Source organism: Natronococcus sp. JC468 (assembly GCF_012163165.1).
Taxonomy (GTDB): domain Archaea; phylum Halobacteriota; class Halobacteria; order Halobacteriales; family Natrialbaceae; genus Natronococcus; species Natronococcus jeotgali.
Genome location: NZ_JAAVUO010000004.1, coordinates 23,687 through 45,324, shown reverse-complemented (window position 1 = coordinate 45,324; position 21,638 = coordinate 23,687). Strand labels below are relative to the sequence as shown.

Sequence of the window (21,638 nt, the reverse complement as noted above, 5' to 3'; positions counted from 1 at the left end):
GTCGGTCGATCGGATCGTTCGTCGTTCGGTGCTCCGCGTCGTCAGCTCGGTGCGTTGGTCTGTCATGCTCGCTGTGTTCTCGTGTTCGTTCGACAGTCGTCCGCGACGCGTCGGTTCCTTCGGACTCGAGGGCCTCGAGGGCGGTCGGGACTACTCCCGGTTGACGTCCTCGACGTCGTACCCCTCGGCCTCGATGCTGTCGATGATCGCCGCGGCGTGTTCGATCCCGCTGGTCTCGATCTGGAAGACGAGGTAGGCCTCGCCGACGTTGAGGTCCTCGACGGCCCGGTCGTGGCGGACGGTCTGGATGTTCGCGCCGTAGTCGGCGATGATCCCCGAGAGCTCGGTCATCTTGCCCGGCATGTCGTCGATCTTCACGCGCAGGCGCAGGATCTGGCCCCGCCCGGTGAGCGCGTGGATCAACACGGTCTGGAGCATCGTCATGTCGAGGTTGCCGCCACACAGCAGGGGCATGACGGTCTCGCCCGCGACGTCCAGATCGTCGCTCAAAAGCGCCGCGACCGACGCCGCGGCCGCGCCCTCGACGACCTGCTTCGCCCGCTCGAGCAACAGGAGGATCGCGTCGGCGATCTGGGAGTCGGTGACGGTGACGACCTCGTCGACGTGAGCCTCGATGAGCCCCAGCGTCAGCTCGGAGATCCCCCCGGTGGCGATCCCGTCGGCGATCGTGTCCACCTCCTCGAGCGTGACGGGGACGCCCTTGTCGAGGCTCTCGTGGACGGTCTCGGCGCCCGTGGCCTGGACGCCGACGACCCGCGTCTCGGGGGAGAGGCGATCGAGCGCCGTCGAAATCCCGCTTATCAGCCCGCCCCCGCCGATCGGCACGATGACGGTGTCGACCTCGGGCAGGTCCTCGTGCATCTCGATTCCCAGGGTGCCCTGCCCGGCGACGATCGCGGGATCGTCGTAGGCGTGGACGAACTCGCCGCCGTTGTCCGCCGCGTAGGACGTGGCGTACTCCATGGCCTCCTGGAAGTCCCGGCCGACGAGTTCGACCGTCGCGCCGTAGCTCCGGGTCGCGTCGATCTTCGCCTGGGGGGCGTGTCTGGGCATGACGATCGTCGAGTCGGCGCCGCACCTCGTCGCCGCCAGCGCGACGCCCTGGGCGTGGTTGCCCGCGCTGGCGGCGACGAACTCGTCGGCGCCCTCGGCGACCGCCTGACTGATCTTGTTGTACGCCCCGCGGGTCTTGAACGAGCCCGTCCACTGGAGGTGTTCCATCTTCAGGTACACCTCGGCGTCGACCAGCTCCTCGAGGGACGTGGATCGCTCGATCGGCGTGCGCTTGACGACCGTCTCGTCGGTCAGGCGCTCGCGCGCCCGCTCGATGTCCTCGTACTCTACTTCGGGTTCGCGTTTCCGTGATTCAGTCATGGTCTGGTATCGACGGTCTACCGGATAATCTTGTCCCGGCCGGGGTCGAACAGCGGCTCGTCGCGAACCGTCGCGTCGTAACTCCTGCCCTCGCAGTCGATCCGGACCGACGTCCCGGCGTCGGCGTACTCGTCGGGCAGGTAGGTGTAGGCGATCGACTCGCCGACGCTGTAGCCGTAGTCGCCGGCCTGGACGTAGCCGAGGGTTTCGCCGTCCTTGGAGACGGGGCGGCCGCCGAGCATCACGTCGCTCGAGTCGTCGAGGGTGAGGGCGGCGACCCGGTTGTCGATCCCCGATTCTTTGGCCTCGAGCAGCGCCTCCTTCCCGACGAAGTCGGTGTCGAGATCGACCGCGAACGGGAGTCCCGCCTCGTAGGGGTTGACGTCCGTGTCGACGTCGGTCCCCCACAGCCGGAACCCCTTCTCGAGGCGCATCGATTCGACCGCCCCGGCGCCCATGGGACGCACCCCGAGATCCTGGCCGGCCTCCCAGAGAGTGTCCCAGAGTTTTTGTCCGTACTCCGTGGGCGCCCACAGCTCCCAGCCGAGTTCCCCGACGTAGGAGAGACGCAGGGCGATGACAGGCACATCGCCGACGTAGATGCGCTTCCCGCTGAAGTACGAGAAGTCGTCGTTCGAGAGGTCCGCGTCGGTCGTCCGCTGGAGGAGCAATCGCGCGTTTGGCCCCCAAAGACCGATCGTACTCCGCGCGGACTCCTCGACGGTGACCGACACCGTCTCGGGGGCGTGGCGCTCGAGCCAGGAGCCGTGGATCCCCGGCGAGTTCCCCCCGCCAGTGGTCACCACGAACTCCTCGTCGTCGAGGCGGACGACCGTGAGGTCCGCGAGGATCGTACCCCCCCCGTTCAACATGGTGGTGTAGCGGACCTGGCCGATCGAGAGGTCCATGTCGTTGCTACAGACCCGCTGGAGGAACTCGTCGGCGCCGCTGCCCTCGACCACGATCGAGCTGAACGTCGTCATATCGAACATCGACACCTTCTCGCGGGTGTGGAGGTGTTCGGCGCCCTCGATCGGGGAGCGGTTGACCCCCTGCCAGCCGTCCTGTTCGGGAATGCGGTCCTCGTACCTCGAGACGAGGTCGGCGTTGGACTCGTACCACTGGGGAACTTCCCAGCCGCCGCTCTGGTAGAACTCCGCGCCCAGTTCCCGCTGGCGGTGATAGAACGGGCTCGTCCGGAGCCCGCGTCGATCGGCGGGCTGCCAGCGGGGCTCGACGATGCTGTAGACCTGCTGGTAGCGCATCCCGCCCCGGTCCGTGAAGTACCCCTTGTTGCCCGCGTGGGGTTCGAACCGGTTGACGTGGATCCCGCTCGTGTCGACGGGCCCCGACGGGAGCCGCGGCACGCCCGTCTCCATCCACTCGGCGAGGATCTTCCCGTAGCCGCCCGAGTGGGTCCACCAGATCGCGAGCCCGGTCCAGAGCCCGTCGACCCCCGCGGTCTCGCCCAGCACGGGCATCCCGTCGGGCGTGTAGACGAAGATCCCGTTCTCGGTGGCGTCGAACTCCCTGCCCGCGGTCGCGGGCAGCAGTTCGTCGAACGCCTGTTTCGGCGACTTCTCGCGGTCCGGGTGGGTCGCCTTCGTCCAGTGTTTCTCCGTGAAGCTGTGGACGGAGGCCTGGCTCTCCGCCGAGTTCGACCCCATCTCGTCGGGGTCGACGACCAGCGGCTCGTGGTTGTACGAGCCCAGCCCGTACCCCTCGCCGTGGGTCCGGAAGTACAGCGAGTTATCCTGGTCCCGGCCGACCGGGCGGTCCGGCGGCTGGGCCATCGACTCGGTGATCTCCCGGTCGCCCGGGATCTCGAGGCCCGTCACCGCGTCGTCGGCCCGTTCGTTGCCCCGCAGCTCCTCGAGGGGTTCGGTGACGACGTACTGGTGTTCGACCGGGGCGATCGGCAGGTCGACCCCAGCCAGCTGTCCGGTCTGGTAGGCCCAGTTGTTCGTCGCGAGCACGCAGCGGTCACAGTCGATGCGACCGCGGTCGGTGACGACCGCCTGCACTTCGCCGCCCTCGACCTCGATGTCGGTCACCTCGGTGTGGCCGAAAAACGACGCCGGGGTCGTCTCGAGGTACCACTGGAGCGCGTCGGTGCCGGCGACCTGGCCGTCGGTCGGGGAGTAGTAGCCGCCGAGGATCTCCTCGGTGTCGACCAGCGGCAGGTAGTCCGCGACTTCGGCGGGCTCGAGCAGCTCCGGCTCGGGCAGGCCGTACGATCTCGCCCACTCGACCCGACGCCGGAGGAAGTCCATCCGTTCCTCCGAGCGGGCGAGCTCGATCCCGCCGGTCTCGTTGTAGACGCCCGCGTCGCTCAACAGCCGGGTCGTGTAGTGGGCGGTCTTCGTCTGGAGCTTCGACGGCGAGGTCTGGAACATGATTCCGGGCGCGTGCGTCGAGGACCCGCCCGTCACCGGCAGCGGCCCCTTGTCGAGGACGACCACGTCCTCGGCGCCCAGCTCGGTCAGGTGGTAGGCGACGCTGCACCCGACGGCCCCGGCGCCGACGATCACCGTCTCGGCGCTCGACGGCAAGGTGTCTGTGCTCATATGCCACACTGTGTGCGGGTCGGTCCCATAAGTGCATCGGTCGCCCGTCGGAAACGCGACGAGCGGGCGGAGCCCGGGGTTCGAACGACCGACGTCCCACAACAGATCAGATATTATATGTATTGCGATCGAGGGGGCGACGCGCGGGTACGACAGCCACGCGGGGCCCGTCTCGAGAACTCGCCGCTGCAACGACGGAAAGCGGCGCGCTCGTCGTCGAACCGGCGTCGCCGGAAGAAGTCGGTGTCTCCCGCGCGTTCCCGGCCTCGAGGCCGCCCGCCGCTTCGAGGTGGAGCCGTGTACCGGCGCAGTTCGCCGATCGCGCAACCGGAGATAAAACCCACCATAATTCCTCGTGAACCTACTTTACGCACGTTCCCCAACAGTCGGCCGGCGCCTGGCGATAGGTGCTCTGCCACGCAGAGGGGATGCGCTCCCATCGCCTCTCACCCATAGCACGGTTCTTGGTCCCGTCCGTTCGGAGCGGCCGCCACCGAACTCGAGCGCATCGATGCACTCGGTAGCGCCGCTACTCGTCGGCGCAGGTCGAAAAGCGTCGGCCGCCGAGTTACAACAGCGGTTCCTCCCGCACCGTCGCCGCGTAGCGCTCGCCCTCGTGGAGGATCTCGACGTCGGTGCCCGGCTCGGCGTACTCCGGGGGGAGGTAGGCGTAGGCGACGCAGGCGCCGACGGTGTAGCCGTACTCGGCGCTGTGGACGTACCCCAGCGACTCGTCGCCGTCGAGGACGGGTCGGTCCTCGAAGACGACCGCGTCCTCGTCGTCCAGCGTCAGGCAGGCCACCTCGTGGTCGATCCGTTCGCCCTCGGCGGCCTCGACGACCGCCTCCTTGCCGATGAAGTCGGTCTCGAGGTCGACGGCGAAGCTCAACCCGGCCTCGTAGGGGTTGTGTTCGGTGTGCAGATCCGCCCCCCACAGCCGGAACCCCTTCTCGAGGCGCAGGGAGTCGAGCGCGCCGTTGCCGTACGGCCGGAGGTCGTGGTCCTGGCCGGCCTCCCAGAGGTGCTCCCAGAGCTGCTCGCCGTACTCGCTCGGCGTGTACAGCTCCCAGCCGAGCTCGCCCGCGTAGGAGAGCCGCAGCGCCCGCACCGGGACGTTCTTCACGAACAGCTCCTGGGTGGTGTAGAACGGGAACGCCTCGTCGGAGAGGTCCGCCCGCGTCACCTCGCTCAACACGTCGCGGGCGTTCGGCCCCGTGAGGACGAACGAGGTGAGCTCGGAAGTGACCTCCCGGACCGTGACGTCCTCGGGAGCGTGGTTCTCGACCCAGGCGACGTGGTTCTGGCCGACCTCTCGACCGGTGGTGAGAACGAGGTAGCGGTCCTCGTCGGTCCGGGTGACGGTGACGTCGGCGCGGACGCCGCCCTCCTCGTTGCACAGGAGGGTGTACCGGATCTGACCGACGTCGATGTCCATGTCGTTGGTACACAGGTACTGGAGGAACTCGTCGGCGCCCTGTCCGCTGACCTCCAGCTTGTTGAACGAGGTCATGTCGTGGATGCCGACCTCGTTGCGCACGTGCAGGGACTCGGCGCCCTCGATCGGCGACCAGTACTTCGCCTCCCAGCCGTCCCGCTCGGGGATATCCTCGCCGTAGCGCGCCAGCAGGTCGGCGTTGGAGTCGAACCACTGGGCCTCCTCCCAGCCGGCCTCGGCCCACAGCTCGGCGTCGAGCTCCTGCAGTTTGTGGTAGACCGAGCTGCGGCGGATGTCCCGCTGGTGGTCCGTCCAGGTCCACTTGGGGTGGACGATGTTGTAGACGATCCGGTACTCCTCGCCGCCGATGTCGCGGGCGAAGTCCCAGCTCCCCTCGTGGCGCTGGAACCGGTTGACGTTGCAGTGCGAGAGGTCGATCGGCCCGTCGGGGAGCTTCGGCGCCCCGGTCTCCATCCACTCGGCCAGCGCCCGCCCCGCGCCGCCGGCGTGGGTGACCCAGATGGCCGCGGCGGTCCAGAGCCCGTCGTACTCTTTGACGGGCCCCATCACCGGGAGCCCGTTGGGCGACTCCGCGAACATCCCGTTGTACTTGTGCTCGAGTTCCTTCCCCGCCGTGGCGGGCAACAGCTCGTCGCTGGCCTGGCGGGGCGCCTTGTCCGGGCGGTCGGGGTGGGTCGGGTTGTTCAGGTGGTAGTCGGAGAACTCGTGGACCGACCCCTGGTCGCCATCCTCGTCGTTGCCGCCCAGCTCCTGGGGGTCGGGGACGAGCGGTTCGTGGTTGTACGAGCCGATCCCGTAGGCGTCGCCGTGGGTCCGGAAGTACAGCGCGTTGTCCTGGTCCCGGAGGATCGGCCGATCCGGGTTCGCGAGCAGGCGGTCGGCCCGCTCGCCGGAGACCTCGCGGTAGTTCTCGTACACCGGGTCCTCGGTGACGTCCCGATCGATCGAGAGCTCCTCGAGGGGTTCGGTGATCGTGTACTGGTGTTCGACCGGGGTCACGGGCAGGTGAACGCCGAGCTGTTCACCCAGCTGACGGGCCCAGATGTTCGTCGCGATCACGACCTCGTCGCAGTCGATCTCGCCGTGCTCGGTGACGACCGCCTGCACCTCGCCGTCCTCGACCGCGACGTCCTCGGTCCGGGTGTGGGGGACGAACCTCGCGCCCCGGTCCATCGAGGCCTTCGCCAGCGCGGCGCAGGCCTTGACCCCCGAGACCTGGCCGTCGGTCGGCGAGTAATACCCGCCCTGGATGACGTCGCTGTCGACCAGGGGGAGCTTCTCCTCGACCTCCTCCGGCGAGAGGAGCTGGGGGTCCGGAGTCCCCCACGCGGTGCCGTGTTCGACCCGGCGCTGGAGGAAGTCCATCCGCTCGTCGGTTCGGGCAACCTCGATCCCGCCCGTCTCGCTGTAGAGCTGGTTGCCGTCCTCGTCCTCGAGCCGGGAGTACAGCTTGCGGCTGTAGTTCGCGAACTTGGTCAGCACCTTCTCCTCGGCGGTCTGGAACATGATCCCCGGCGCGTGACTCGAGGACCCGCCCGTGGTCGGGAGCGGTCCCTGATCGACGACGACGACGTCCTCGCGCCCGAACTCGGTCAGGTGGTACGCCGCGCTGCAGCCGACGATGCCGGCGCCGACGATGACGGTGTCGGCCTCGGCCGGTAGACTATCGTGGGTGTCCATCTCTCGCATCGATATGCCGTCGGGGGTCAAATATAGTTATCGCCCCGCCGCAGTATTCCACCGACTGATACGTCAGTTGATACGTGGAGGTTCGCCGTGCGGTCTCCCGACGCGCCGCGGCGTCGCTCGTCCGCGGCGGAGCCGCCCGTTCCGACGGTGGAGACGTCCGTTCCTCGGCGAACGAGTCGGGCACTTCCTGACGGTCTATATGAAGGGAGGGAGTATTCCCCACTCAATCTTACCCCAAATCGCGTCGAAGCGTAACCAAATCATGAGGGTAAGTGACTTGATTGATATCCTCTCTCAAGTAACCGACCGGTACGAGTCGGATGGCGGATCGATCCGGGAAGTCGACGCGACGGTCTCCGGGGGCGACGACGGGCCGAGCGCCACGATCGACGTCGTCGTTCCTCCCCGCGGATCCGAACCGCGACCCGACGCGGCTCCCGAAGCCGCGCGCCTCGAGGACGACGGAACGCTGCGACTCGAGTTCGCCCCGTCGGCCCTGCCCGCGATGGAGGAGTACGCCCCCGACGGCGTCGCCGTCGCCGCAGACGGCGTCCGCGTAACCGACGACGGCGACGTCGTCGCGACGTTCGCCGTCGGGTTCGAGGACGGAGCGCCGACGGCGAGCGAGGCCGCGCCGTCGGCGGAGCTCGCGACGGCCGACGCCGGGAGCGAGGTCGGGTCCGAGGCCGATTCCGAGACGGACCTCGATCCCGAGGTCGCGCGGGCGCTCGAGAGCGCCCGCGACGAGGACCTGCCGCCCTACGAGGACGTCGCGTACCTCGAGCGGCTGTACGAGTCCTTCGACACGTTCGCCGAGATGGCCGCCGTCCTCGAGATGGACGTCGCCGTCGAGACCGTCCGCCGGTACATGATCGACGCCGGGGTCCACGATCCCGTTTCCTACGACGTCGACGCCGCGGACGAGAGGACGGACCCGACCGAGACCGACCGACCGTCGGCGTCCGCGGGCGACCCGGAGTCCGACCCGAGCCGCGAACCCGACGAGCCCGCCGATCCGATCGAGCGCCTTTCGACGGAGCGACTCGTCGCGGACGGGCTCGGGCTCCCGGAGGGGGTCGACCTCGAGGAGCTGATCGAGGCCGTCGAGTCCGCGATGACGCTGCGCGACGTCTGTCGACGGCTCGAGCTCGAGCGCGAGCCCGCCCGCGAGCTGCTGGCGCAGCTCGATCTGCTCGATCTGGTCGTCAGGCGGGTCTACGCGTCCAGCGAACCCGAGGCGGGGCCGTCCCGGGAGGCGATCGCCGAGCGTATCCGCGGCAGCGCCGACCAACCGCAGACGCGATCGGAGCGACGCGGCGACGCTCGGCCCGCGCTCTCGTAGCGCCGTCCGTGGGCGGATTCGGCCCGAACGGTTCGAATCCCGAAATCCTCCGTCTAGAGCACTCTCCGGACGCTTTTGCCGGTCTCAGTGTCTTTCGGCTGCGGAAGGGGGATACTTATTGATGTTCAGTAGCACGGGTGAACGACTTTCAGTAGTCGTTGTGTTGGTGATACCGTATGTCACAGCGGGACGACTCGCAACCCCCAGCGGCGAGTAAGGACGGCACGGAGCGGTCGAACGCGGTATCGGCACGACGACTCACCGGTCCCGGATCCCTCGAGCGCGAGAAGGAGGCGGTCTTCGGGCGGTACTGGGTGTACGTCGGCCACGCCGACAGCATCCCGGAGCCGGGGCAGTTCTTCACCCGGAACGTCGGCGACCGACAGCTGATCGTCGTCCGCGGCCACGACGGCGCGGTGAAGGCGTTCGACAACGTCTGCGCTCACCGCGGGTCCAAGATGGTCGAGGACACGCCGATGACCGACCCCGGCGGTGGCGGACGGATCCAGTGTCCGTACCACCTCTGGACCTACGACCTGGACGGCGACCTCCGGAGTACGCCCAAGAGCTTCGAGGACGCGAGCCTGAATCCCGACCTCGACAGCGACGAGGTACAGGAGTTCGACTGCGAGGCCAACGGGCTGAACGACGTTCGCGTCGACACGGTCGGCCCGCTCGTGTTCGCGAACCTCGGCGACGATCCGCCGTCGCTGGCCGAGCAGGTCGGCGCCGCCGCGGATCGCCTCGAGGAACTGCCCCTCGAGGAGTACGAGCACGGCCGCCGGATCGTCTCGGAGGTCGCGTGCAATTGGAAGCTGTTCGCCGCCGTCCACTTCGACGGGAGCGAGGAAAGCGACGCCGAGGGCACGCTCGCGGTCGACGATTACGGCTGGACGGTCGAGCGCGCCGCCGACGGGGACGGGAGCGAGGATCGACGCCCGGACGGGCTGGAGGCGCAGTTTCACTACTGCTGGCCGAACGTCGCGATCGACGTCTACGAGGACGTCGACGGCTACGGCACCGTCGTCCTCGATCCGGTCGGCCCAGACCGGGTGCAGCTGATCGCGGACTACTACTTCCGGGACAGCGACCTCTCGGAAGCCGAGCGCGAACTGGTTCGGACGACCCGCCAGCGCCGGGCCGAGGACGCCGAGCGCGCCGAGCACCGGCGGGCGGGTCTCGAGGGCGGCGCGTCGGACCGACTCGGATCGAACGAACGTACCGGCGCCGAGCTCCGACGGCTCGCCCAGGAGGCCGACGAGGCGTAACCATGAGCGAGCAACGACACCCGCCCTACGCCGCGAGCTGTCCGGACTGCGACGTCGACCTCGAGAGCGACGCGCCCAACGAGATCGTCGACTTCTACCGGCGCCACCACCGGGTGACGGGCCACGACGTGGCGTTTACGCGGATCGATCCCGCGCTCGGCGAGGCGGTCGACGAGGACGACCTCGACGAGGTCTACACCCTCGCGGACGTCGTCGCCCAGCTCGAGGGCGAGTACGACGACGGCGCGCCGATCGGCGCCGTCGCGGCGGCGATGAGCGAGCGGGGGACGTCCCTCGGGGAGACCCTCGAGGAGGTCCACGAGATCCGCATGAACGGCGCGCTGTACGAACCGCGAGACGACCACCTGCGCGCGTTCTGATCGTCCCCCGCGTCGGCTCCGCCGTCCTCCCTCGCGGACCGCTTCTCTCGACGACCGTCGATCGCCCCGCGAGCCGCGGGAACGGCGTTCCGACGGCGCGGAGGCGGCGCGGTGAGCGGTTCCAACGTCGGGCCGACCGCCGGTCTCGCGGCGCCCGCCATATAAGGGTACGATATATATCAGGTGAACTTCTTTGGTGGACTCTCCCGATCGTGTGAGTATATGACGCAGTGGGAGCAGGCCAGAACGGAGACGGTAAGCCCGGACATCACCGAACCGACGAACGCCCTGCCGGCGCGGTACTTCACCGATCCCGAGATCTTCGAGCTGGAGAAAGAGAAGATCTTCGGGCGGTACTGGGTGTACGCCGGCCACGCGAACAGCATCGCCGACCCGGGACGGTACTTCACCCGGACCGTCGGCGACCGTGAGCTCGTCGTCCGACGCGGCGAGGACGGCGACGTCCGCGCGTTCGAGAACTTCTCGGCGCGGACGGGCGAACCCGTCGTCGACGAAACCCCGATGACCGATCCCGGACGCGTCGACGCGACCGAACTCGAGGGCGCCGAGGAGGTCCGCGTCGACAGCATCGGCCCCCTGTTCTTCGTGAACCTCGGCGACGACCCGATGCCGCTGGCCGAGCAGGCCGGCGTGATGAAGGAGCGACTCGAGGCGTTGCCCCTCGGGGAGTACGAGCACGGCTGCCGGATCGCCTCGGAGGTCGAGTGCAACTGGAAGGTGTTCGCGGGCAACTACTCCGAGTGCGATCACTGCCAGGCCAACCACCAGGACTGGATCAAAGGGATCGAGCTCAACGACTCCGAGCTCGAGGTCAACGACTACCACTGGGTGCTCCACTACACCCACGACGCCGAGGTCGAGGACGAGCTTCGGATCCACGACGCCCGCGAGGCGCAGTTTCACTACCTCTGGCCGAACTTCACGGTCAACATGTACGGCACCGCCGACGGCTACGGCACCTACATCATCGACCCGATCGACACCGGTCGCTTCCGGCTGATCGCGGACTACTACTTCCGGGACGGCGACCTCTCCGAGGAGGAACGGGAGTTCGTCCGCACGAGCCGCCAGCTCCAGGAGGAGGACTTCGAGCTCGTCGAGCGCCAGTGGGCGGGGCTGAAAACCGGCGCGCTCGCGCAGGCCCAGCTCGGCCCGAACGAACACACCGTCCACAGGCTCCACCAGCTCGCACAGGAGGCCTACGACGCGTAGGGTGGCACGCCGTCGGGGACGGTGACGTACCGCCCCGGTGCTCTCCACCGTGTCGGACGCGTGACATCCCGTGTTTCAGCGAACGGGGTTACGAACGTATGGGTGTAAATAGCAGCGGCAGCCACCGCCCTCGCCCGACCGGTCGGACGGAGCGACCGCGCGCACCGAGGAGTGCCGACGGTCAGAAACGCTGCGGTCGCGTCTGCGAGTGCGGCTGGTATCTGGATCCGAACTGCAGCGAGAACCGCGAGCCGTGCTGCCCGATCCGCGGCGAGGACCGGTGGATCGGCGCGCTCGAGCCGTCGTCCGGGCTCCCCTAGCCTTATTTTCCGGGCCGGTGTTCGTCGGGTATGGTTCGGAGGGTGGTGCTGGTCGGAATCGTCTGCCTGGTACTGGTACACGGCGCCGTCGCTCCGGGCGTCGCGGCGGCCGCGGCCCAGCCCGGCGACCCCGCGACGATCGAGCGATTCGGCGACGCCGAGCGCGCGGCGCCGACGCACGACGCCGTCGGATCGCCCGCGAGCCCGCAGCTCGAGGGCGACGAGATCGACCGACTGATCGAGGACGCGATGGCCGATCACGACGTCGCCGGCGCCTCCGTCGCGGTCGTCGAGGACGGCGCGGTCGTCCACGCCGAGGGGTACGGCACCGCCGACGCCGCGGCCGGGACGCCCGTCGAACCGAACGAGACCTCGTTCATGGTCGGCTCCGTCGCGAAGCTGACGGTCTGGACCGCGGTGATGCAAGGCGTCGAGGACGGCGAGCTCGAGCTCGACGAGCCGATCGGGACCTACCTCGAGAACTACTCCGTCGAGGGCGAAGACGAGATCACGCTCGCGCACCTCGGCACCCACACGCCGGGGTACGAGGATCGGCTCCAGGGGCTGTTCGTCGACGACGCCGACGCGGCCGACGACTGGGAGGCGAAACTCGAGCGCGAGCTGCCGGCGCAGGTGCGGCCTCCGGGGGAGACGGTGGCGTACTCGAACCACGGCGCCGGGCTCGCGGCGCTGGTCGTCCAGGAGGCCGTCGGCGAGCCCTTCGAGGAGTACGTCGAGCGCGAGGTCTTCGACCCGCTGGCGATGGACGGGGCGACGTTCGAACAGCCCGTCCCCGACGACCGGGGGCCGGTTTCGCAGGGTCACGCCGCGACCGACGACGGGTTCGAGACCGACGATCCGACGATCGTCGGCGTTCCGCCCGCGGGTTCGATGAGCGCGACCGCGACCGACATGGGGAACTTCGCGGCCGCGATGCTCGGCGACGGCGCCCTCGAGGACGAACGGGTCCTCGAGGCCGAGTCGGTCGACGCGATGCTCGAGCAGCGGGCCACGAACCACCCCGCCGTCGACGGCGTCGGCTACGGCTACATGCTCGGCGAGCGCGGCGGCGAGCGCCTGGCCTGGCACACCGGCGGCACCGAGTACTTCAACACGCTGTTCGCGCTGTTTCCCGAAAGGGACGTCGCGCTGTACGTCAGCTTCAACACCGCCGGGACCACGACCGCGCTGGCCGACGTCATCGACGGCTTCGTCGAGCAACGCTTCGGCGGCGAGGAGCCGTCCCTCGAGCCCGATCCCGCCACCGTCGACCGCGCCGACGCGTACGAGGGCGAGTACCGCACCACGGCGTTCCGAACGACCCCCGAGAAGCTCGTCGGACTGGCGGAGTCGATGACCGTTGCCGTGACCGACGAGGGCTACCTCGAGGTCGGCTCGCCCCTCGGCGGCGGAGAGACGCGCTGGGTCGAGGTCGAACCGGGCGTCTTCGAGCCCGCCCCCGAGGAGGACGCGGGGATGTCGCTCTCGACGCTGGCGATCGAGGGCGACGCCCTCTACGTGGACGCCCCGACGGCGCCCTACGAGCGCGTCTCGTGGTACGAGACCGCGACGTTCCAGCTCGGAATCGGCGCCGTCGCAGTCGCGGCGGTGCTGTCGGCGCTGGTCGTCTGGCCGATCAGCGCCTACCGGAGCCGCGGCTGGGGTCGAATGCGAACCCACCTCACCCGCCCGCGGCTGGCGGTACTCGGCGGCGCCGCGGCGGTGCTCGCGGCCGTCGTCGGCCTGCTCGCGAACGCTCTCGCGGATCCGATGCAGTTCGTCTACGGCTACTCGCCGTGGCTGCGGCTCGCGCTCGGGTTCTTCCTCGTCGTTCCGCTCGCGGCCGTCGCCGCGCTGGCGCTCGTCGGCCTCGAGTGGCGCCGAGTCCTCGCGGCCCGCGATCTCGAGGGGGGATCGACCGCGCCGCTCGGGTTGGCGTACCTGACCGCGCTCGCGCTCGCGCTGGCGGTCCTCGCCTGGCAGCTGTGGTACTGGAACCTGCTGACGGCGGTCGGATTCTGAGGCGGACGTCTCGCTCGCCCGCGGTTCCGTTCGCCTCGGGGCGCGGGACGCTTGAGCGATCGGCGATCGCCGTCCCCTCGAACTGTCAGCCGGCGCAGCACTCGCCCGACGTCTTGAAGGCGTCGCGGAGCCTCCGCCGGTATAACATTCGTATGTCTGTAATTCCAACCGACAGCGCCGGTTCGGACGCCCGGTGCAGTTCCCGTTCGCCCTTCGAAAACCGCGGGGCGAACGCCCGTCCGTTTCCGGTCCATCGGTCGGCTCAGGTCTCGCCGAGCGCGAAGCGACGCGAGCCGTTTTCGCAGCCGTGAAATAGTTAAGTGAATCGACGGTCTCGTTCGAGATATGCTACGTGATACCCCGAAACACGCGCTCGAGACCACCGAGCGCTCGCTCGAGATTCTGGAGACGATCGAACGGCTCGAGGGCGCGACAGTCACGGAGCTGGCAACGGAGTGCTCGCTCGCCCCGAGCACGGTGTACAAACACCTCGTGACGCTGCGGTCGAGGGGGTACCTCAACGAGCGGGACGGCACCTACCACGTCGGGTTCCGGTTTCTCAACCTCGGGGAGCACGCCCGGCGACGGATCGTGGGGCGACAGCTCATCGAGGAGACGGTCCGGGAGCTGACCGCCGAAACCGACGAGGAGGTCGATTTCACTGTCGAGGACCACGGGCGAGTGATGACGATCATGGAGTCGTACCACAAGTGGGTCAAGTACGGCGACGACGGCGGAGCCGAACGGTACCGCGCGCGGATCGGATCGTACTACCGCATGCACTCGACAGCGACCGGGAAGGCGATTCTGGCGTCGTACCCCCGCGAGCGCGTCGAGGCGATCGTCGACGCGTGGGGCCTGCCCGCGCGAACGGAACGGACCATCACCGATCGGGGCGAGCTGCTCGAGGAGCTCGGCCGAATCGCCGAGCGCGGGTACGCGGTCGACGATCGGGAGTACGCCGACGGGCTTCGAAGCGTCGGTGTCGCCGTCAACGGTCCCGACGGCGGCGTCGTCGGCGCGATCAGCGTTTCCGGCCCGAGCTACCGTCTCCACGGCGAGGTCCTCCGGACGACGATCCCCGACGCGGTCCGCGACGCGGTGGCCGACCTCCAGCGCGGACTGGTCGACGCGCGCTCCGGATAACCCTCTCCGAACCGATCGTTTTCGGAGATCGAAAGCGACGCTCGATCGGACCCTCGGGCCTCGATCCGGCCTCGGAACCTAGTTTTATGTGATCGCTCGAGGTAGACCGGTGTGTATGGTATTAGCAAGCACGACTGCGGTTCGTGCGGGAGCGACGGCACCGGATCCCAGGACGCGCTCGAACGGAGGGAGACGATGAGCGGTCGGGAGTACGCGCTCGCGTTCCCGATCTGGGTCGAGTTCGGCGCCGGCTCGAGCGAGGCCCTCGGCGACCTCGTGGCGTCGCAGGGCTGGGAGAAACCGCTGGTCGTCACCGACCGGGGAATCGTCGACGCCGGGCTGCTCGAGGACGTCACGTCGTCGCTCGCGGCCGCGGGAATCGACCGCGCGGTCTACGACGGCGTCGAGCCGAACCCGACGACGGCGATGGTCGACGAGGCCACGGCGGCGCTCGAGGCCGAAGGCTGCGACGCGATCGTCGCCGTCGGCGGCGGGAGCTCGATCGACGTCGGGAAGGGGGCATCCCTGATGGCGACGAACCCCGGGGAGGTCGCCGACTACGAGGTCAGCTCCCCGTCGGAGGTGGCCGACGCGCCGATCGAGAACCGGCCGCTTCCGCTCGCGACGGTGCCGACGACCGCCGGAACCGGGAGCGAAGTCGACTATTGGGCGGTCATCACGGACGAGGACCGGGAGTTCAAGATGGCGCTCGGCCAGTCGCCGCAGTACCCCGGCGGGCCCTACCTCGGCGCCGAACTCTCGGTCGTCGACCCAGTCCTGACCGAGTCCCTGCCGCCGCGACAGACGGCCGCGACCGGGTTCGACGCGTTCTCCCACGCCCTCGAGAACCGCGTTTCGGCGACGTGCCCCCCGATCGTCGAACCGATGGCCGAGCGCGTACTGGGACTCGTCCCGGAGCACCTTCCGCGGGCCTACGAGGACGGCGACTCCGAGGCCAGGGAGCGGATGCTGTTCGGCTCCCACGTCGCGGGCTTTTGCGAGAACTTCGCCGGATTCGGCGCGATCCACTCGCTGGCGGAGACGACCGGCGGGATGTATCCCTCGATCCCCCACGGGGAGGCGATCGCCGCCTGCACCCCCGCCGTGATGCGGTACAACCTCGAGGCGGTTCCCGAGCGGTACGCCGAGGTCGCCGCGGCGATGGGCGTCGACACCGCGGGCCTCTCGACGAGGGAAGCCGCGCTCGAGTCGGTCGCCGCGGTCGAACGGCTCGTCGACCGACTCGACCTGCCGTCCGGGCTGGGGGAGCTCGGCGTCGCGGAGTCGGACCTGCCGGAGATCGCGACGAAGTCCCTCGACACGATCGAGATCCACGACAACCCCCGCCCCGCAGACGCGGACGACCTCCTCGAGATCGCGACCGCCGCCTACTGATCGATCGCCTCCGAGGCCCGCCTCGGGCCGATAGCGCCGCCCGCGGAGCGACACGCGTTCCCAAAGGTCTAAGTTCTACGGTATCGAATGTCACGAGCGATGGGAAGCGCGTTCAGCGGACAGCTACGGGAGGCGCACGCGACCGCGCGAGAGCGGGCGAACGAACTGAGCGACTGGGACGCCTGGATCGACGGGCGGTCCGTCGAGAGCGATGCGACCCTCGAGACGATCGATCCCGCGGTGAACGAGCCGATCGCGACGGTGGCGCGCTGTGACGCCGCCGACGTCGAGACTGCGGTCGGAGCCGCGGAAAACGCGTTCGACGCCGAGTGGTCCGGGTCGACGCCCCGGGAGCGATCCCGGGCGCTGTCGGAGTGGGCAGATCGGCTCCGCGATCACGTCGAGGAACTCGCCTTCCTCGAGTGTCTCGACACGGGCAAGCCCCGCTCCCAGGCTCGCGGCGAAGTCGAGGGCGCGATCGACACGCTCGAGTACTACGCGTCGCTGTGTCGGGTCCAGGACGGCCGTCAGATCGCGACCGGCGACGACCTCCACCTGTACACGCGCACGGAACCGTACGGTGTCGTCGGACAGATCGTGCCCTGGAACTTCCCAATCTGGGCCGCCGCCTGGAAGCTCGGCCCCGCGCTCGCGACCGGGAACGCGACGGTGATCAAGCCTGCGGCGGACTGTCCGCTCACGACGATCCGGATCGCCGAACTCTCCGAGGGGATCCTTCCCGACGGCGCGCTCAACGTCGTCCCCGGCACCGGGTCGGAGGTCGGCGCCGCGATCACCGCACACGAGGACGTCCGGAAGCTGTCGTTCACCGGGAGCGTCGGCGTCGGCACCGAGGTGATGAAGACCGCCGCCGACACCCTGACGCCGGTAACGCTGGAGTTAGGCGGCAAGTCGCCGTTTCTGGTCTTTCCCGACGCCGACCTCGAGTCGGCGGTCGAAGCGGTCGCGAACGGGATCTTCTACAGCACGGGGGAGATCTGCGACGCGTTCTCCCGCGCGCTGGTTCACGAGGACGTCCACGCGGAGTTCGTCGACCGGTTCGTCGAGGCCGCCGAGTCGCACGTCCTCGGCGACCCGCTCGCCGAGGAGACGACGATGGGGCCGCTGACCTCGCGGGCACAGTACGAGACGGTCTCCGACTACGTCGAGCGCGGGACCGACGAAGGGGCGACGCTGCTGACCGGCGGCGGCCCGCCCGACGAGGAGGCGCTTCGGGACGGCTGGTTCTTCGAGCCGACCGTCTTCGGCGACGTCGACAACGGGATGACGATCGCCCGGGAGGAGATCTTCGGCCCGGTCCAGACGATCGACACGTTCTCGAGCTACGAGGAGGCGATCGAACTCGCGAACGACACCCGGTTCGGACTGGCGGCCGGGATCGGCACCGAGCGAACCGACATCGCCCACGGCGCCGCGGCGGATCTCGAGGCCGGGGTCGTCTACGTCAACGAGTACGGTCCGATCCTGCCGGAAGCGCCCTACGGCGGGTTCAAGGCGTCGGGAATCGGCACGGATCTCGGGACGGAGGTGCTCGAGCACTACCAGCGCACGAAGTCGGTCTACGTCAACCTCGACGAACCCGACTGCTGACGCCGTCGAAAGCTATAACTCTCAATGTGTGTTTGTGACAATCACGTTGGTTGATACCATGATACACATCGGAGTCGATTCTTCGACGGTAGCATCGGCGCTCGCCCGGGCGCGACCATGAACCCGTGGTACCTCTTCGGGCTGGAGGATGCCCGTCGCGGAGAGCGCGGGCTCTTCGTCGTCACCGCGGCGTCGCTCGCGGCGCTTGCGGTCGTCGGCCTTCGGAACCCCCGCGGCCTCAACGAGACGATGAACGCGGCCTTCGAGTGGGTGCTGACCTACTTCGGCTGGTGGTTCATGCTCCTGGGAGTCGTGTTGCTCGTCTTCTCGGCGTTCGTCGTCTTCTCGAGGTACGGGCGGATCCGAATCGGCGGACGGGACGCCAAGCCGGAGTTCGGTTTGCTCTCCTGGCTCGCGATGGTTTTCACCGTCGGGTACAGCGGCTCGATCATCATCTGGGGCGTCGGCGAACCGATATCGATCGTCGCGAACCCCCCGCCGGACCCGGCACCGGTCGCGGGAGCACCGATCGAGTCGCTCGCGCTCGCGTTCATGTACGTCCACGAGGTCTTCCCCGGGCTCGCCATGTGGTACCCGCCGTTCGCGCTGGCGTTCGGACTGATCCTCTACACGCGGGGCATCGAGGAGTACAAGTTCAGCGCGATGCTCGGGGTGGTGCTCGGTGAGGACGGCCACCGCACGCTCTACTGGATCGTCGACCTGGCCGCGCTGATTGCGATCGTCGGCGGCGTCGCCGCGGCCATCGGGTTCTCTGCGCAGGTGTTCTCCGCCCTGCTCGGTTCCGTCTTCGGGCTGCCGGCGACGGCCGTCACCTACGCCCTGTTCGCGCTCCTCGGGCTCGTCTTTCTCGCCGACGTCTGGCTCGGGCTCCACAAGGGAATCCAGAACGCGGCGCGGGCGACGGTCGTCCTGATGCTCGTCTCGTTCGCCTTCCTCTTCGTCGTCGGACCGACGCTGTTTACCGTCGATCTCGGACTCGACGCGGCCGGGGTCTGGCTGGACAACCTGTTCCGACTGTCGCTGTACACCGCCCCGACCGCCGACGGCAACTGGGCCCACGGGTGGACGAGCTTCTGGTGGGCGTGGTGGGCCGCCTGGGGGCTGTTCGTCGGGAGCTTCGTCGCCCGCGTCTCGAAGGGGCGAACGATCCGGGAGACGTTCGTCAGTCTGGTGTTCATCCCGGCCGGGCTCCTCTGGGTGCAACACTCGATCATCGGCGGCTGGGTGCTCGCGCCCGGCTACGTCGGGCCGGCGACGGAGGCGCTGAACAGCGGCGGGATTCCCGCCGCGATCGCGACCGCCGTGACGATCACGCCGTACGGCTCGGTGCTCGGCGTCCTCTTTATTCTCGTCATCGCGGGGTACGTGCTCACCTCGCTCGACTCGGCGGTGTACATCCTCTCGTCGATCACGCTCGGCGACGAAGACCCCAACGCTCGCAACCGGGCGTGGTGGGGCGTACTGCTCTCGCTCCTCGGCGTGATGACGCTCGAGCTCCCCGTCTTCGACGCGATGCAGGCGTTCCCGACGGTGCTCGCGCTCCCGTTTACGCTGTTCCTGCTGGCGATCGCGTACGCGAGTTACGTCGCCGCGCGCGAGTACTACCACGGCGAACTGGACCGCGAACGAGGGGAGGCGTTCATCACGAACTACGATCCGGAGCCGTCGGACGGGGACGACGACTGAAGGGAGTTCGACCCCAACCGTCTCCGAACTCGCCCCACGTCCGCCGCGGCTCGACGGGCGAATCTCGATCTGAATAGCTACCTCATTCACCTATTATACCTCTGTAGAGATAGCTGCCTATTCCAATTGACGAATCGTAATTCGTGTGAGTGTACTCGAGTTCTCCCGTACTGATATAGCTCTAAGAACGAAATACTGGTCCGGATAACACCGGATCGAATGTCCGCGGGCTCCGCTCTCTCGTCTCTCGTTCGCAGGCCCAAATAGGCCCAAACACCTGACTATTGACTACTTCCTATCGTCGCCGAGAACGGCGAAAACGTCACGGCTCGACAGCTGTAGAGTCGATAGTAGTTCTAATTAGGAGCAAAATCGATGCCGTGAAGAAATCATCAGAAATAGTGGACGAGAGGGGATTCGGTCGTCCCCTGTATCGGGCTCGCGTTCGGAACACCGGAGCTGCGCTCGAGGAGTTTCGACTCCACGGGGAGCGAGGTGACTCTCGCCCGCGCTCTCGGACGGCGGGTACCGAACTCGAGCGGTCAGACGGTTTACTGGAAGTCAGTTCCGGCGCAACCGCCAGACGGGTCGCGGTTGCGTCGGAACACCGGTACAGCAATCCGTATCAGAAGGGAATCCCGACCGTTGCGGCGACGAACAACAACCCGGGAATCGACGCGGTCGCGAGCGCCAGCAGGTGGGGCGCGGGCGTCTCGCCGACGGCGGTCCTGGCGTTCGCGACGCCGGCGATCGTAAACAGAGCGCTGGCGACGAGAAACAGCGCGATCGACCAGAAGACGCTCGCGTCGTGACGGGCGCGAACCGCCGGGGCGTCGAGCGTGTAGTGGAAGGCGAACAGGTCGGCCCACTGGGTGTTGTGAAACGCGTACAGCTGCGATTCCGACAGCGGCGCGACGTGGTGGACGTCGGGAACCAGCCCCCAAATCCCGCCGATCGCGACGATCCACAGCGGCACCCACGCGGGGAGTCGGAACCGGAGTGCGATCGGCGTCGCGACCAGGAGCGCGAGCGACGCGCCGAGCAGGAAGTGTGCGATTGCGGGAGCCATCGGAATCGACCGACCGGGGGGCCGGACGAAACGAGGTTCCACGCTCCGAGGCTTCAGTAATCGGCGAGTACAGCGACCGGTCAGACGGCGTACCGAGCGTACCGATCGGTTTCCGATCGGCGCTCGAGGCGACCGATGCGGGGGGCCCTCTCGATCGATCCCTTCTCCGGGCGAGCCGCCGCCCAGTTTCGACCACCGGTAATCGGACCTTGCTCGAGGGCGGGACCGACGAGCTATCGGCGTCGGGACGGACGTTCCAGGGAGTCGTCGGGCGGGAAGCAGTCCAGCTCCTCCGCAACGCCGAACACCCGGTCGGCGTTCGTCCCGTCGGCCAGAGAGACGGTCTCGCTCCAGTCGGAGCCGATCACCTGTCGCTCCGCGAGCTTCGGCAGGTGGATCCGGGTCAGCCGGAACCGGGCGCGCTCGACCGCTCGCTCGTCGAGCTCGGCGGGCTCGAGCTGGTGGCGACGGGCGGCGACGCTCCGCGAGAGCTCCTCGAGCCCGATCGCCCCGTCCAGCCGCAACAGTTCGTGAAGGACGAGCTGGCGGTCGGCGCTGGCAAGTACCTCGAGCGCCTCTGTTCGGTCCATCGCTACGCGAATCCAGCGGCGGTACCCGCAAAACGCCTCGGTCAAATCACGTTGGGTCGGTCTGCAGTCGCAACCCACGGACCGCCGACGCGACGGGACCGGACGCCGGCGTTCTCGAGGAGCCGTCCGGGAACCGCCCTGACCGCGCCGCGTGTCGATCCCTCGAGAAGCGTTCGCGGCGTCCGTACGAGTCGAGCGATCCTGAGCGAGCGGCTCTCCGTCCCTCGAGCCCGGCGCCGCGACGGCGATCAGACTCCGTCCGCCGAGCGATCGTCGTCCTCGTCCCCGACGATCTCGAACGACGTCGATCCGCACCGGCAGCCGTCCCTGGCGCCGATCGGCTGGACGGTCCCGTCGGCTTCGATCCTGGCGGCGTAGGCGGACTCGCAGGACGTGCAGACGGCCATCCGTCGCCGGTTCCCCTCCTCGCCATCCACCATGGGTCGCT

16 protein-coding genes are annotated in these 21,638 nt (G+C 68.4%); 10 read left to right on the top strand and 6 right to left on the bottom strand.

Annotated features, from left to right (window positions below; all coding sequences use genetic code 11):
* Positions 1-150 precede the first annotated feature (150 nt).
* The 3 genes from ilvA to GWG54_RS03765 all read right to left on the bottom strand — a co-directional run bounded on the left by ilvA (position 151) and on the right by GWG54_RS03765 (position 7,098).
* Complete coding sequence (gene ilvA / locus GWG54_RS03775; protein WP_167936508.1) at positions 151-1,395, bottom strand: threonine ammonia-lyase; 1,245 nt, start codon at positions 1,393-1,395, stop codon at positions 151-153.
* A gap of 17 nt (positions 1,396-1,412) precedes the next feature.
* Positions 1,413-3,962 (bottom strand): FAD-dependent oxidoreductase, encoded by a 2,550-nt coding sequence (locus GWG54_RS03770; protein WP_167936507.1) that lies wholly within the window; start codon positions 3,960-3,962, stop codon positions 1,413-1,415.
* A gap of 568 nt (positions 3,963-4,530) precedes the next feature.
* Positions 4,531-7,098 (bottom strand): FAD-dependent oxidoreductase, encoded by a 2,568-nt coding sequence (locus GWG54_RS03765; protein WP_167936506.1) that lies wholly within the window; start codon positions 7,096-7,098, stop codon positions 4,531-4,533.
* Positions 7,099-7,384: 286 nt separating this feature from the next.
* Here GWG54_RS03765 and GWG54_RS03760 point away from each other — a divergent pair, with 286 nt between their 5' ends.
* The 10 genes from GWG54_RS03760 (at position 7,385) to GWG54_RS03715 (ending at position 19,531) form a co-directional block, all read left to right on the top strand.
* Positions 7,385-8,449, top strand: a complete 1,065-nt coding sequence (locus GWG54_RS03760) for a hypothetical protein (protein ID WP_245242739.1) — start codon at positions 7,385-7,387, stop codon at positions 8,447-8,449.
* Between the two features lie 176 nt (positions 8,450-8,625).
* Entirely contained in the window at positions 8,626-9,717 is a 1,092-nt protein-coding gene (locus tag GWG54_RS03755; RefSeq protein ID WP_167936504.1) for an aromatic ring-hydroxylating dioxygenase subunit alpha, read from the top strand.
* 2 nt (positions 9,718-9,719) lie between these two features.
* On the top strand, positions 9,720-10,097 hold the full coding sequence (locus GWG54_RS03750) for a hypothetical protein (RefSeq protein ID WP_008425060.1): 378 nt from the start codon (positions 9,720-9,722) through the stop codon (positions 10,095-10,097).
* Positions 10,098-10,319: 222 nt separating this feature from the next.
* Entirely contained in the window at positions 10,320-11,330 is a 1,011-nt protein-coding gene (locus tag GWG54_RS03745; RefSeq protein ID WP_167936503.1) for an SRPBCC family protein, read from the top strand.
* Between the two features lie 98 nt (positions 11,331-11,428).
* Positions 11,429-11,650 carry a hypothetical protein gene (locus GWG54_RS03740; protein WP_167936502.1) on the top strand — a complete coding sequence of 74 codons (222 nt, stop codon included), beginning with the start codon at positions 11,429-11,431 and terminating at the stop codon, positions 11,648-11,650.
* A gap of 30 nt (positions 11,651-11,680) precedes the next feature.
* A complete protein-coding gene (locus GWG54_RS03735) occupies positions 11,681-13,672 on the top strand; it encodes a serine hydrolase (protein WP_167936501.1) in 1,992 nt (663 codons plus the stop codon).
* Between the two features lie 345 nt (positions 13,673-14,017).
* Positions 14,018-14,818 (top strand): IclR family transcriptional regulator, encoded by an 801-nt coding sequence (locus tag GWG54_RS03730; RefSeq protein ID WP_167936500.1) that lies wholly within the window; start codon positions 14,018-14,020, stop codon positions 14,816-14,818.
* Between the two features lie 111 nt (positions 14,819-14,929).
* Positions 14,930-16,213 (top strand): iron-containing alcohol dehydrogenase, encoded by a 1,284-nt coding sequence (locus tag GWG54_RS03725; RefSeq protein WP_312854248.1) that lies wholly within the window; start codon positions 14,930-14,932, stop codon positions 16,211-16,213.
* 99 nt (positions 16,214-16,312) lie between these two features.
* Positions 16,313-17,824, top strand: coding sequence for an aldehyde dehydrogenase (locus GWG54_RS03720; protein WP_167936499.1), 1,512 nt, complete (start codon positions 16,313-16,315; stop codon positions 17,822-17,824).
* 117 nt (positions 17,825-17,941) lie between these two features.
* Positions 17,942-19,531, top strand: coding sequence for a BCCT family transporter (locus tag GWG54_RS03715; RefSeq protein WP_167936498.1), 1,590 nt, complete (start codon positions 17,942-17,944; stop codon positions 19,529-19,531).
* Positions 19,532-20,156: 625 nt separating this feature from the next.
* Here the strand turns inward: GWG54_RS03715 and GWG54_RS03710 are convergent.
* The 3 genes from GWG54_RS03710 to GWG54_RS03700 all read right to left on the bottom strand — a co-directional run bounded on the left by GWG54_RS03710 (position 20,157) and on the right by GWG54_RS03700 (position 21,630).
* On the bottom strand, positions 20,157-20,600 hold the full coding sequence (locus tag GWG54_RS03710) for a hypothetical protein (RefSeq protein WP_167936497.1): 444 nt from the start codon (positions 20,598-20,600) through the stop codon (positions 20,157-20,159).
* A gap of 233 nt (positions 20,601-20,833) precedes the next feature.
* Complete coding sequence (locus GWG54_RS03705) at positions 20,834-21,190, bottom strand: hypothetical protein (RefSeq protein ID WP_167936496.1); 357 nt, start codon at positions 21,188-21,190, stop codon at positions 20,834-20,836.
* Positions 21,191-21,438: 248 nt separating this feature from the next.
* Positions 21,439-21,630, bottom strand: coding sequence for a hypothetical protein (locus GWG54_RS03700; RefSeq protein ID WP_167936495.1), 192 nt, complete (start codon positions 21,628-21,630; stop codon positions 21,439-21,441).
* Positions 21,631-21,638: the final 8 nt, after the last annotated feature.